This window comes from Streptomyces sp. MJM8645, assembly GCF_001625365.1.
GTDB lineage: Bacteria > Actinomycetota > Actinomycetes > Streptomycetales > Streptomycetaceae > Kitasatospora.
In genome coordinates this window covers 5118229-5131641 of sequence record NZ_LJJF01000001.1, presented here as the reverse complement: position 1 = coordinate 5131641, position 13413 = coordinate 5118229, and the positions used below count along the sequence as shown (strand labels likewise).

Annotated in this window: 9 protein-coding genes; 3 read left to right on the top strand and 6 right to left on the bottom strand. The window is 72.3% G+C overall.

Annotated elements, in window-relative coordinates; translation table 11 throughout:
- Positions 1-21 precede the first annotated feature (21 nt).
- Positions 22-621, bottom strand: a complete 600-nt coding sequence (locus A6F73_RS22080) for a DUF5998 family protein (RefSeq protein ID WP_063349374.1) — start codon at positions 619-621, stop codon at positions 22-24.
- A 92-nt stretch (positions 622-713) separates the two neighbouring features.
- Positions 714-3539 carry a GNAT family N-acetyltransferase gene (locus A6F73_RS22075; RefSeq protein ID WP_063351413.1) on the bottom strand — a complete coding sequence of 942 codons (2826 nt, stop codon included), beginning with the start codon at positions 3537-3539 and terminating at the stop codon, positions 714-716.
- A gap of 233 nt (positions 3540-3772) precedes the next feature.
- On the opposite strand from A6F73_RS22075, the gene A6F73_RS22070 reads away from it, so the two are divergent.
- A complete protein-coding gene (locus A6F73_RS22070; protein WP_063349373.1) occupies positions 3773-4054 on the top strand; it encodes an HPr family phosphocarrier protein in 282 nt (93 codons plus the stop codon).
- Positions 4055-4116: 62 nt separating this feature from the next.
- On the opposite strand, the gene A6F73_RS22065 is transcribed toward A6F73_RS22070, so the two are convergent.
- From A6F73_RS22065 to A6F73_RS22055, 3 genes are all read right to left on the bottom strand, one after another.
- Positions 4117-5310, bottom strand: a complete 1194-nt coding sequence (locus A6F73_RS22065; RefSeq protein ID WP_063349372.1) for an RtcB family protein — start codon at positions 5308-5310, stop codon at positions 4117-4119.
- A gap of 305 nt (positions 5311-5615) precedes the next feature.
- Entirely contained in the window at positions 5616-6980 is a 1365-nt protein-coding gene (locus tag A6F73_RS22060) for a pitrilysin family protein (RefSeq protein ID WP_063351412.1), read from the bottom strand.
- Positions 6981-7000: 20 nt separating this feature from the next.
- The gene (locus A6F73_RS22055; RefSeq protein WP_063349371.1) at positions 7001-8362 is read right to left on the bottom strand and encodes a pitrilysin family protein; all 1362 of its coding nucleotides are present in this window, start codon (positions 8360-8362) and stop codon (positions 7001-7003) included.
- Positions 8363-8612: 250 nt separating this feature from the next.
- Here A6F73_RS22055 and A6F73_RS22050 point away from each other — a divergent pair, with 250 nt between their 5' ends.
- The gene (locus tag A6F73_RS22050; protein WP_063349370.1) at positions 8613-11063 is read left to right on the top strand and encodes a DNA topoisomerase IV subunit A; all 2451 of its coding nucleotides are present in this window, start codon (positions 8613-8615) and stop codon (positions 11061-11063) included.
- A gap of 95 nt (positions 11064-11158) precedes the next feature.
- Positions 11159-12061, top strand: a complete 903-nt coding sequence (locus A6F73_RS22045) for a sucrase ferredoxin (RefSeq protein ID WP_063349369.1) — start codon at positions 11159-11161, stop codon at positions 12059-12061.
- A 149-nt stretch (positions 12062-12210) separates the two neighbouring features.
- Here the strand turns inward: A6F73_RS22045 and A6F73_RS22040 are convergent, their stop codons facing one another.
- On the bottom strand, positions 12211-13287 hold the full coding sequence (locus A6F73_RS22040; RefSeq protein ID WP_063349368.1) for an ABC transporter substrate-binding protein: 1077 nt from the start codon (positions 13285-13287) through the stop codon (positions 12211-12213).
- Positions 13288-13413 lie beyond the last annotated feature (126 nt).

Sequence of the window (13413 nt, the reverse complement as noted above, 5' to 3'; positions counted from 1 at the left end):
AGCAGTCGAAGGCGGCGGCGCTCAGACCCGCGGGCCGTTGCTGATCGTCGCGTCGGAGAGCGCGCGGGCGAACACCAGTGCCTGGGCCACCGTCTCCGGGCCGTCACCGGCCTCGCTCACCCGCAGTGAGAGATCGTCAGCCGTCGCCGAACCGGTGTAGCCGTGGTCAGCCTCGCAGTTCGGGTCCGAACAGCCCGCGGGCTCCAGGTCCAGCCGCTGCACCGCACCCCAGCCGATCGTCAGCACCACCTCGCGCGGCAGCGTCCCCGGCGTGTACGTCTCCGGGTTCGCGACCATCCGGCTCAGCACGACCGAACCGATCCGGTCCAGCCGGACACTCTCCGTCGACGTCGTCGCGAACGGCACCGCCGGACTGCCCGCGTCCCCCGACTGCTCGTCGGTGTGGCTCACCACGAACCGCGTCGGGGTCAGCACCAGCACCGTCACGTGCCGACGCACCTCGTTGGCGTCGAAGGTCGTCTCCTGGTGCACCAGGTAGGAGCTGATCGGCTCCGGGCCCACCGCGGCCTCGACCGCCTCGGACACCAGGGCCGGGTAGTAACCGCTGCGCTCGATCGCCGAGCGCAGGTCCTGAGTGCTGGTGGTACCGGTCTTCGCCATAACTCCATCCTGGCATGGTCCGCCGACGAAGCGGGCGGCACGGCGCCGAGCTTCGGACAACAGCGCCCACAGGCAGGCGCAACCAAGGAAGGTTACAGGGTGCTCATCGCGCGCGGGCCCAGATCGCTACGGACGGGCAGCGGCGCGATCCGCACCCGCGCCCCCAGGATCGCCAGCCCGTACGGGGCCACGACCACCGGTTCGAGATCCACCGAGGCGATCTCCGGCACGTCGTCCACCAACTGCGACACCCGCAGCAGCAACTCCTCCAACGCGCCGGTGTCCACCGCCTCCGCACCCCGCCAACCGAACAGCAGGGGCGCCGCCCGCACCTCCCGGACCAGCCCGGCCACCTCCTGGTCGGTCGCCGGGACCAACCGGTGCGCCACGTCGCCCAGCAGCTCGGCGGGCGCCCCCGCCAGGCCGAACGACAGGATCGCGCCGACCGCCGGATCCACCGTGGCACCGATCACGGTGTCCACCCCGCGCGGCGCCAGCCGCTGCACCACCAGCTCCGCCTGCGCCGCACCGCCCAGCAGCGCGTCCAGCTCGCGGTGCGCCCGGCGCAGCCCGGGCTCGCCGGTCAGGTCCAGCCGCACGCTGCCCAGGTCCGGGCGGTGGCGCAGATGCGGGGCGGTGGCCTTCAACGCCACCGGATAGCCGAGTGTCGCCGCGGCCCGCACGGCCGCCTCCTCGTCCGGCGCCGGCAGCGCCGGGAAGACGTCGATGCCGTAGCGCGCCAGCAGCTCACGGGCCCCCGCGTCCGGCAGGGTGATCCGGGCGCCGCCCGGCTGCGTCCGCGCGGCGATCGCCGTCCGGGTGCTCAACGCCGCCTCGACCAGCGCCCGGGCGCCCGGCTCGTCGATCCGGTCCAGCTCGGGCACCCGGGCCGTCTCCTCCGCCTCGGCCGTCCGGCGCCGCCACTGCGCGTAGTGCACCGCGTGCGCCAGCGCCCGCACCGCCCGCTCCGGCGCCGCGAACGCCGGCACGCCCCCCGGGCGCAGCCGGACCGGCAGATCGGTCAACGCCAGATGGGCGAGCACCAGCGGCTTGCCCAACTCCCTTGCCCTTCCGCTGGCTTCGAGCAGTGCTTCGGCGATCTCCGGATCGTCCGAACCCATCTCCGGATCGTCCGGACCGGTCAGCCGGCCGCCCATGAAGGCGTGCGCGGACGTGCCGATCGGCGGGATCGCCACCGCGATCACCGCGTCCACCGCCGGATCGGCCAGTGCCACGTCCAGCGCGATCCGGAAGTTCTCGCCCGTCGCGGCCGTGGTCAGGTCCACCGGCGTGCGCGGCCGCAGGCCCGCGCTCAGGCAGGCGTCGTAGGTCAGCAGGCCCAGCGAGTCCGAGTTGCCGACCACCGCGACCCGGTCCCCCGGCGGCAGCGGCTGCAGGGCCAGCAGCTCCCCGGTGTCGTACAGCTCGGTGATCGTCTCCACCCTGATCACGCCCGCCTGCTCGAACAGCGCGTCCACCGTCGCGTCACGCAGCCCCGTCGCGGTCGCCGGCACCGCGTGGCCCGGCGGCAGGCTGCCGGTGTGCCGGGCGCCCTTCACCACCACGACCGGCTTCACCGCGGCCAGCCGGCGCGCGATCCGGGTGAACTTGCGCGGGTTGCCGAAGGACTCCAGGTAGAGCAGCACCACCTCGGTGGCCTCGTCCTCCGCCCAGTACTGCAGGAAGTCGTTCCCGGAGACGTCCGACCGGTTGCCCACCGAGGCGAAGGAGGACACCCCCAGGCCCCGGCGGTGCGCCGACTCCAGCAGGGCCACCCCGATCGCGCCGGACTGGCAGAAGATCCCGAACCCGCCCCGGCCCGGCAGCTGCGGGGCCAGCGAGGCGTTCAACGGGCGGCCCGGATCGGTGTTGATCAAGCCGAAGGCGTTCGGGCCGATCACCCGCATCCCCGCCGCCCGCGCCTGGCGCACCAGCGCGCGCTGGCGGTCCCGGCCCTCCGGACCGGTCTCCGCGTACCCGGCGGTCACCACCACCAGGCCCTGCACCCCGTGCGCGCCGCACTCGGCGACAGCCGCCGGGACGGCCCCCTCCGGGACGGCGATCACCGCGAGATCCACCGGCCCGGGAATGTCCAGAACCGAACGGTGCACCGGGACGCCGTCCAGCCCGGTGCCCGGCGGGGCGTTGCGGTTCACCGCGTACACCGGGCGCGTGTCGTCGGCACTGCCCAACAGGTCCCGCAGGATCGCCCGGCCCACCGTCTGCGGATTGCGCGACACCCCGATCACCGCCACCGACCGCGGGGTCAGCAGCCGCTGCACCGACTTCGCCTCCGCCCGGTGCTCGCGCGCCCGCATCACCGCCAGCGAACGGTCCGTCTGCTCAAGATCGAACTCCAGGTGCACCACACCGTCGGTGAAACTGCGGCGCTGCGTGTAGCCGGCATCGGTGAAGACCTTCACCATCTTCCGGTTCTCCGGCAGCACCTCCGCCTGGAACCGGCGGATCCCGCGCTCCTGCGCCACCGCCGCGATGTGCTCCAGCAGCGCCGAGGCCACCCCGCGGCCCTGATGGGCGTCCTGCACCAGGAACGCCACCTCGGCGTCCGTCCCGGCCTCGGACGGACGGCCCTGCGCGTCGATCCGGTCGTAGCGGACGGTCGCGATGAAACGGTCCCGGACCACCACCGCCAGCGCCACCCGGTCCACGAAGTCGTGGTGGGTGAAACGGCGGACGTCCTTCTCCGACAACCGGGGATAGGGGGCGAAGAAACGGAAGTACTTGGACTGGTCCGACACCTGTGCGTAGAACTCCACCAGACGCTCCGCGTCCTCCGGCGTGATCGGCCGGATGCGGGCCGTACCGCCGTCCCGCAGCAGGATGTCGGCCTCCCAGTGCTGGGGGTAATCCGGTCCGGATTCCCCCCGGTCACCGGGGTCCTGCTCGGGCTGCGCCACTGCGGAGTCGTCCACATTCGTCAGGTTATCCGGCAGCGAGCCGAATGGCGCCGGGCGCACACTGGCAGCAGGGTGGGCAGGGCCGCTGGCCGGGCCTTATGCCCCGAAAAGAAACAATCACAAGTCCCGAACGCGGCGGCTCGCAGGGGCCGCCTGCGTGCAACACTGGTCTAGACAACATGGCCGCTTCCCCGAGCACGGCCGTAACCAGCTTCACCGGAAAGGCACGTCTCATGGCTGAGCGCCGCGTCACCATCGGTTGGGCCGAGGGCCTGCACGCCCGTCCCGCCTCCGTCTTCGTCCGGGCCGTCACGGCCACCGGCGTGCCGATCACCATCGCCAAGCCCGGCGGCAACCCCGTCAACGCCGCCTCCATGCTCGGCCTGCTCGGCCTCGGCGCCCAGGGCGGCGACGAGGTCATCCTCGCCTCCGACGCCGACAACGCCGACGACGCCCTGGACCGCCTCGCCAAGCTCGTCCAGGAAGGCCTCGACGAGCTCCCGGCCGCGGCCTGAGCCAACTCGACCGACCCGACAGGGGTGCCGCCACACCGTGGCGGCACCCCTGTTGACGTTGATCAGCCCTTGACGCAGACGACCTGCTTGAGGTGGGCGACCACCTCGACGAGGTCCTTCTGCTGCTCGATGACCTTCTCGATGGACTTGTAGGCGCCTGGGATCTCGTCCACGACGCCGCTGTCCTTACGGCACTCCACACCCTTGGTCTGCTCGACCAGGTCCTGCGTGGAGAAACGCTTCTTCGCCGCGGTCCGGCTCATCTTGCGGCCAGCGCCGTGCGAGGCCGAGTTGAACGCCGCCTCGTTGCCGAGACCGCGGACGATGTAGGAGCCGGTGCCCATCGAGCCGGGGATGATCCCGTAGTCGCCCGCACCGGCCCTGATCGCGCCCTTGCGGGTCACGAGCAGGTCGACACCGTCGTACGTCTCCTCCGCCACGTAGTTGTGGTGGCAGCTGATGACCTCGTCGAAGGCGACCTTCGCCTTGGTGAACTCGCGGCGGACGACGTCCTGGAACAGCGCCATCATCACCGCGCGGTTGTTCTTGGCGTACTCCTGGGCCCAGAAGAGGTCCTGCCGGTAAGCAGCCATCTGCGGGGTCTCCGCGATGAAGACCGCGAGGTCCCGGTCGATCAGGCCCTGGTTGTGCGGCAGCGAGCGGGCGACGCCCATGTGGTGCTCAGCCAGTTCCTTGCCGATGTTGCGCGAGCCGGAGTGCAGCATCAGCCATACAGAACCGGACATATCGACGCAAACCTCGCAAAAGTGATTCCCTCCCCCGAGCGTCCCCATCTGCTGCATCGCCCGCTCGCGGCGCCACTTGACCTCCCCGGCCACGCCGTCGAAGCGGTGCCAGAAGTCGTCCCAGCCCGCCGTCCGGAGGCCGTGCAGCTTGGTGGGGTCGACGGGGTCGGTGTGGAGGCCGCGGCCGACCGGGATGGCCTGCTCGATCTTGGAGCGGAGGCGGGACAGGTCGTCGGGGAGGTCCTCGGCGGTGAGGGAGGTCTTCACCGCGCTCATGCCGCAGCCGATGTCGACGCCGACCGCCGCCGGGCAGACGGCGCCCTTCATGGCGATGACGGAGCCGACGGTCGCGCCCTTGCCCAGGTGGACGTCGGGCATCACGGCGAGGCCGTGCAGCCAGGGCAGGGAGCTGATGTTGCGCAGCTGCTGCAGGGCCTGGCCCTCGACGGTGGCCGGGTCGGTCCACATCCGGATCGGGACCCGGATTCCGGGCACCTCGGTGTACGTCATGGTTGAACGACCTCCAGCGGTCGGGTGGTTCGGGGAAGGGGGTGCCGCGCGAAGAAGCCCGGTGCGGCTCGGGGAAGTTCGGGGGTGGGGCTCAGGCGCCCTGGGCACAGGGGGAGGACGGCCTTGGGGAGCGTCGGCGTATGGCTCGCTCGACCCGCATGGTGACCGCCTCCCTTCGTTCGTCGTCGTTCGTCCGTCTGTGCCGGGGATATCTATCCACGGAACGCCGCTGGCCCGCAACGGATTTAACAACGCGACGGCCCGGCGGAGCGGGTGCTCCACCGGGCCGCACGGGAACCGCGGGGTCAGCTGACGACGGTGACCTCGCCGATGCCGAGGGCCCGCACGTCGTCGGCGATGACGGAGGCGTCGCCGACCAGCACGGTGACCAGGCGGTCCGGCGGGAAGGCGGCGACGACGGCCTCGGTGGCGGCGGCGGTGGGCAGTTCGGCGAGCTGCCGGTAGACCTCGGCCTGGTAGTCGTCCGCGAGGTACTGCTCGACCTGGTCGGCCAGGGTGCCGGCGACCGAGCCCGCGGTCTCGTACTTCAGCGGGGCGACGCCGACCAGGAACTGCACGGCCTCGTCGCGCTCGGCGTCGGTGAGGCCCTCGGCGGCGAGGGTGCGCAGGATGGTCCAGGTGTCGGCGAGCGCCGGGGCGGTGGAGGCGGTGTCCACCGAGCCGCTGATGGCGAGCAGCGAGCGGCCGCTGCCGTCGGCGGCGGAGCGCAGCGGCTGGGCGAAGGAGCGGACGCCGTAGGTGTAGCCCTTCTCCTCCCGCAGGACGCGGTCGAGGCGGGAGGTGAGGGTGCCGCCGAGGCAGTAGGTGCCGAGGATCTGGGCGGCCCAGAGGGGGTCGTGGCGGTCGGGGCCGATGCGGCCGATGAGGAGTTGGGTCTGGACGGAGCCGGGGCGGTCGACGATGACGACGCGGCCGCGGTCGTCGGCGGTGACGGGGGCGTGGGCGGAGGGTTCGGCGGTGTTGCCGGTCCAGGTGCCGAGGGTGCTCTCCAGGAGGGCGGGCAGGTCGGTGCCGGTGAGGTCGCCGACCACGACGACGGTGGCGGTGGCGGGGCGCACGTGGGCGTCGTAGAAGGCCTTGACGGCGGCCCGGTCGATGGCCTTGACCGTGTCGGCGGTGCCGCTGCGGGGCCGGGAGAGGCGGTCGGCGCCGTCGAAGAGCTCGGCGTAGAGGGCCTTGGCGGCGCGCCGCGCGGGGTTGGCCTGCTCGTGGACGATCTCGTCGAGGCGGTTGGCGACGAGGCGCTCGATCTCGTCCTCGGGGAGGGCGGGGGCGCGCAGGGCGTCGGCGAGCAGGGAGAGGCCGCGCTGCAGGCGGGAGGCGGGGACCTCCAGGGAGACGCGGATGCAGGGGTGGTCGGCGTGGGCGTCGAGGGTGGCGCCGGCGCGTTCGAGTTCGGCGGCGTACTCCTCGGCGGTGAGGGTGTCGGTGCCCTCGCTGAGGGCGCGGGCGAGGATGGCGGCGATGCCGTCGAGGCCGTCGGGTTCGGCGGCGAGCGGGGCGTCGAGGAGGACCTCGACGGCGACGAGCTGCTGGCCGGGCCGGTGGCAGTGCAGGACGGTGATGCCGTTGCCGAGGGCGGCGCGCTCGGGGGCGGGGAAGGCCCAGGGGCCGGGGGTGCCGGGCTCGGGCTGGGGGTGGAACGTCATGGCGGGGACGTAGTCGGTGCTCATGCGGCGGCACCCTCCTCATCGGTGGCGGCGGGGGCGTCGGTGTCGTCGGCCGTGGTGGGCTCGTAGACGAGGACGGCCCGGTTGTCGGGGTGGAGCCGGGCCTTGGCGACGGCCTGGACCTCCTCGGCGGTGATGTCGAGGACCTTGGGGAGGGCGTCGTTCAGGAGCTTGGGGTCACCGAACAGGACGGCGTAGCGGCAGAGTTCGTCGGCGCGGCCGGCGACGGTGGTGAGCCGGTCGAGCCATTCGCGCTCGATCTGGGCCTGGGCCCGTTCGAGTTCCTCGGGGGTGGGGCCTTCGGCGGCGAAGCGGGCGAGTTCCTCGTCGACGGCGGCGTCGATCTGCTCGATGGTGGCGTCGCCGGAGGTCTTGACGTCGAGCCAGCCGAGGCTGGGGGCGCCGGCGAGGCGGAGCAGGCCGAAGCCGGCGGCGACGGCGGTGCGGTCGCGGCGGACGAGCCGGTTGTAGAGGCGGCTGGACTCGCCGCTGCCGAGGATGGTGAGGGCGAGGTCGGCGGCGTCGGCGTCGCGGGTGCCGTCGTGCGGGAGGCGGTAGGCGGCCATCAGGGCGCGGGAGGGGACGTCCTCGTGGACGTGCTCGCGCAGTTCGCTGCCGATGGTGTCGGGGAGTTCGCCGGAGCGAGGCGGCTGCTTGCCGTCGTGGGAGGGGATGCTGCCGAAGTACTTCTCGACCCAGGCGATGGTCTGCTCGGGGTCGATGTCGCCGACGACGGTGAGGACGGCGTTGTTGGGCGCGTAGTAGGTGCGGAAGAACGCGCGGGCGTCGTCGAGGGTGGCGGCGTCGAGGTCGGCCATGGAGCCGATCGGGGTGTGGTGGTACGGGTGGCCGTCGGGGAACGAGAGCGCGGTGAGCTTCTCGAAGGCGGTGCCGTAGGGGACGTTGTCGTAGCGCTGACGGCGCTCGTTCTTGACGACGTCGCGCTGGTTCTCCATGGACGTCTCGTCGAGGGCGGCGAGCAGCGAGCCCATGCGGTCGGCCTCCAGCCAGAGGGCGAGCTCCAGCTGGTGGGCGGGCATGGTCTCGAAGTAGTTGGTGCGCTCGAAGCTGGTGGTGCCGTTGAGCGAGCCGCCGGCGCCCTGGACGAGCTCGAAGTGCCCGTTGTTGGAGACGTTGGCGGAGCCCTGGAACATGAGGTGCTCGAAGAGGTGGGCGAGGCCGGTGCGGCCCTTGACCTCGTGCCGGGAGCCCACGTCGTACCAGAGGCAGACCGCGGCGACCGGGGTGAGGTGGTCCTCGGAGAGGACGACGCGCAGGCCGTTGGCCAGGCGGTGCTCGGTGATGGCGATGGCAGCGCCATGTCCTCCGGTGGAGGCGGATGCGGGGGCCGGGTTGGCCATGCGCTCGGGTCCTTCCCGTCGTCGATGTCGGGGTTCGTGTGGCGTCCCCCATTGTGGTGCAACGCGCGGGGGGCGTGTTCGTGTCCCGCGCAGACGGGGCGTTCGCCAGGGGCGGAAGAGGGGCGCTGGCCGGGAGTGTCGGCGCGAGGGTCCACAATGGGGGCGCCGAGCCCTGTTGACGGGGGTCGGTGGATGGACGTCAGAGACTGACCGAGACACAGCAAGCGAGACGTAAGGGAGCCCCGCCGCGATGGCCCGCCGCAGTTCGCAGACCCCGCCGCCCGGAGACTTCGAGGAGCGGATCCTCGATGTCGACGTCGTGGACGAGATGCAGGGCTCCTTCCTGGAGTACGCCTACTCGGTGATCTACTCGCGTGCGCTTCCGGACGCGCGGGACGGTCTGAAGCCGGTGCACCGCCGGATCCTGTACCAGGCCAACGAGATGGGCCTGCGGCCGGACCGCGCGCACGTGAAGTGCGCCCGTGTGGTGGGCGAGGTGATGGGCCGGCTGCACCCGCACGGCGACGCGTCGATCTACGACTCGGTCGTCCGGATGGCGCAGCCGTTCTCGATGCGGCTGCCGCTGATCGACGGGCACGGGAACTTCGGTTCGCTGGGCAACGACGACCCGCCGGCGGCGATGCGCTACACGGAGTCGCGGCTGACGGCGGCGTCGATGGCGATGGTGGAGTCGATCCACGAGGACACCGTCGACTTCGGTCCGAACTACGACGGCAGCGAGCAGGAGCCGTTGGCGCTGCCGGCGGCGTTCCCGAACCTGCTGGTGAACGGCGCGACGGGCATCGCGGTCGGCATGGCGACGAACATGCCGCCGCACAACCTGTCCGAGGTGGTGGCGGCGGCCCGGCACCTGATCAAGCACCCGACCGCGGACCTGGACACGCTGATGCGGTTCGTGCCCGGTCCGGACCTGCCGACGGGCGGGCGGATCGTGGGCCTGTCGGGGATCCGGGACGCGTACGAGTCGGGCCGCGGCACGTTCAAGATCCGGGCGACCACGACGGTGGAGGCGGTGACGGCGCGCCGCAAGGGCATCGTGGTGACCGAGCTGCCGTACAACGTCGGCCCGGAGAAGGTCATTTCGAAGATCAAGGACCTGGTCAACGCGAAGAAGCTGCAGGGCATCGCGGACGTCAAGGACCTGACCGACCGCGAGCACGGGCTGCGGCTGGTGATCGAGGTGAAGAACGGCTTCGTGCCGGAGGCGCTGCTGGAGCAGCTGTACAAGCTGACGCCGATGGAGGAGACCTTCGGCATCAACAACGTGGCGCTGGTGGACGGCCAGCCGCTGACGCTGGGGCTGAAGGAGCTGCTGGAGGTCTACGTCGACCACCGGTTCACCGTGGTGCGGCGGCGCAGCGACTTCCGCCGGCGCAAGCGGGAGGAGCGGCTGCACCTGGTCGACGGTCTGCTGGTCGCGCTGCTCGACATCGACGAGGTCATCGCGATCATCCGGTCGAGTGACAACGCGGGGCAGGCGAAGGAGCGCCTGATGGAGCGCTTCTCGCTGTCGGACACGCAGACGGCGTACATCCTGGACACTCCGCTGCGGCGGCTGACCCGGTTCGACCGGGTGGAGCTGGAGCAGGAGAAGGCGAAGCTGAACGCGGAGATCGCGGAGCTGACCGAGATCCTGGACTCCGACTCCCGGCTGCGCAGCGTGGTGTCGTCCGAACTCGGCGCGGTGGCGAAGCAGTTCGGGACGGAGCGGCGGACGGTGCTGCTGGAGGCGGGGGCGGCGCCGTCGGCGGCGCTGTCGGTGCCGCTGGAGGTGGCGGACGACCCGTGCCGGGTGCTGCTGTCGTCGACGGGCCTGCTGGCGCGGACGGCGGACGGGGAGCCGTTCGAGCTGTCGGAGAAGCGGTCGAAGCACGACGTGATCGTGTCGGCGGTGCCGGCGACGGCGCGGGCGGACGTGGGTGTGGTGACGTCGGCGGGCCGGGTGCTGCGGCTGCCGGTGATCGATCTGCCGGCACTGCCGCCGACGCCGTCGCCGACGCTGGCCGGCGGGGCCGCGGTGGGCGAGTTCCTGCGGCTGGAGGCCGGGGAGCGGGCGCTGGCGCTGACCACGTTGGACGAGTCCTCGCCGGGGCTGGCGCTGGGCACGGTGCAGGGCGTGGTGAAGCGGGTGGTGCCGGAGTGGCCGGCGAACAAGGACGAGTTCGAGGTGATCGCCCTCAAGGAGGGTGACGAGCTGGTGGGCGCGGTCGAACTGCGCACCGGCGAGGAGGACTTGGTCTTCATCGCTTCGGACGCGCAGCTGCTGCGCTATCCGGCGGGGCAGGTGCGCCCGCAGGGCCGTCCGGCGGGCGGCATGGCGGGGATCAAGCTGTCCGACGGGGCGCGGGTGCTGTCGTTCACGGCGGTGGATCCGGCGGCGGACGCGGTGGTGGTCTCGGTGGCGGGGGCGTCGGGGACGCTGGCCGGCGAGGAGCAGACGTCGTGGAAGGTGACGCCGTTCGAGCAGTACCCGCGCAAGGGCCGGGCGACGGGCGGCGTGCGCTGCCAGCGGTTCCTGCGCGGCGAGGACGGTCTGACGTTCGCCTGGGCGGGCGTGGCCCCGGCCCGGGCGGCGTCCGACAAGGGCGCGCCGGTGGACCTGCCGGAGCGCGACCCGCGCCGTGACGGTTCGGGCACGCCGGTGACGGCGCCGATCGCGGTGGTGGCCGGGCCGGCGTAGGGCGCAGGCGTGGTGGAGGAGGGGTGCCGGAGTCGTCCGGCACCCCTCCTCCGTCGTTCGGGGGCACGGCGGGTGCCGAGGGTAGCCTTGCCCGGGTGAGCACCTGTGCGACGTTGTCGCGTGAACTGTCGGAGCCGCTGACCGCCACCGCCGCGGTGGCGACCACCTGGCTGCTGGTGGAGCAGAACGGGCCGTGGGGCGCGAAGGCACTCGGGGAGAGCCATCTGGACCCGGCGACGGGGCGGGCGCTGGACGCGGCCGCGGCGGGCACCGGGGTGCGGGTGGCGCTGATCCGGCGGCCGGGGCGGCACGCGGACTGTCTGCCGACGGCACGGCACGAGGTGGTCGTGGCGCACACGGTGCCGGGTCGCGGCTGGGTGCGCCGGGCGGAGGTGGCCGATCCGGCGGAGCTGCTGGAGCTGGACTTCGCGGCGCTGGGCGTCGGCGACCACGGCGGTTTCGGGGTGGAGCACGTCGGCGGCCCGTTGGCGCTGGTGTGCACCAACGGGCGGCGGGACCGCTGTTGCGCGCTGCTGGGCCGCCCGTTGGCGGCGGAGCTGGCGGCGGCCGGGCACAGCGAGGTGTGGGAGGTGACGCACCTGGGCGGGCACCGCTTCTCCCCCACGATGCTGGTGCTGCCGTACGGCTACGCGTACGGGCGGCTGACGGCGGAGGCGGCCAAGGAGGTGCTGGCGGCGACGGCGGCCGGGCACATGGTGCCGGCCTGGTCGCGGGGCTGTTCGGGCTGGGAGCGTCCGGGTCAGGCGGCCGAGCACGCGGTGCGGCTGGCGACCGGGGAGACCGGGGTGGACACGCTGACGCTGTCCCAGCGGCCGGACGGCGCGGGCCGTTGGCTGGTCTCGGTGCTGCACCAGGACGGCCGGGCCTGGGAGGTGGACGTGATCGAGGCGGTGAGCGAGCCGGCGCGTCCGGAGAGCTGCGGCAAGGCGGCGGGGACACCGTCGCGGATGGACGTGCTCTCGGTGCGGGGCCGGTAGCGGGACGGCGGCGGGACGGCAGAGTCTTCAGCAGGTCGGGAGCGCGGGCGGCCCCGCGCCCGTGGGGGTGAGCGCGGGACCGGAGCGCGCGGGCGGCCCCGCGCCTGCTGTCCACGGAGGTGCGCGGGGCCGTCACGTCGGGTGTCGGCTCAGCCGGTGACGGCCTTGCCGACGAACTCGGTGGTGTAGGTGCGGGAGAGGTCGATGGTGCCCTCCTTGCCCTTGACGTCCGGGTGGAAGGCGGCAAGCACGGCGAGGACGGTCTTGGGGCCGTCGGCTGGCATCACCCCGTCGGTGGTGAACATCGGCAGGGTCGCCTTGATCGCGGCCGCGTACTGCTCGGCGCCGCCCTGCGCGTAGTCGGCGGGCATCTTCGCGGCGATCTCCTCGGGGCTGTGCGTGGACATCCACTTGAGGGTCTTGACGAAGGCATTGGCGAGCTTCTGGGTGGTGTCCTTGTTCTTCTCCACCCAGTCGGTGTTCATGTAGAGCGAGGACGACGGGTAGAGACCGCCGAGGGCGTCGCGGGAGCCCTCGGGGGTACGCATGTCGTAGAGGATCTTGCCGAGGCCCTTGTCGAGGACGTTGGCGACGGTCGGGTCGGTGGTCATCCCGCCGTCGATGCTGCCCTGTTGGAGCGCGGCGATGAAGGTCTGGCCCGCGCCGACCGCGATCGGGCTGAACTCGCTGACGGCGGTGCCGTTCTTGACGGCGAGGTACTTGGTGAGGAAGTCGGTGGAGGAACCGATGCTGGTGACGCCGAGCTTCTTGCCCTTGAAGTCGGCGCCGGACTTGATGGCGTCGGCCTGCTTGGTGGAGACGAGTTCGACCTCGCCGGGGGCCTGGGAGAACTGCACCACGGACTCGACGATCTTGCCCTTGGCCTGGAGGTCGATGGTGTGGTCGTAGAAGCCGACGGCGCCCTGGACGTCGCCGGCGAGCAACGCGGTGGTGGCGTTGACGCCGGCGGGCTCGCTCATCAGCTCGACGTTGACGCCGGCGTCGGCGAAGAAGCCGAGCCGCTGGGTGAGCATCGCGGGCAGGTAGATGACCTTGTCCAGGCCACCGACCATGATCTTGACCTTGGGTCCGTCGACCTGCCGGCCGGCCGGGGCGGCGGCGCCGTGGGTGGTCGTGGCGGCGTCGTTGGCGCAGGCGGAGAGCGGGAGGAGCAGGACGGCGGCGAGGGCGGCCGCGGCGGATCTGCCGATCGGGTTCGGGCGCATGGGTGGGGGGTGCCTCTCTCTGCGAGGGGGGATCAGCGGCACAAGGGGGTTCAGCGGCGCGGGGGGTTCGCGACGCCGGAGGGTGGGGTTCAGCGACGCAGGGGATTCAGCGACGCAGAAGGTTCA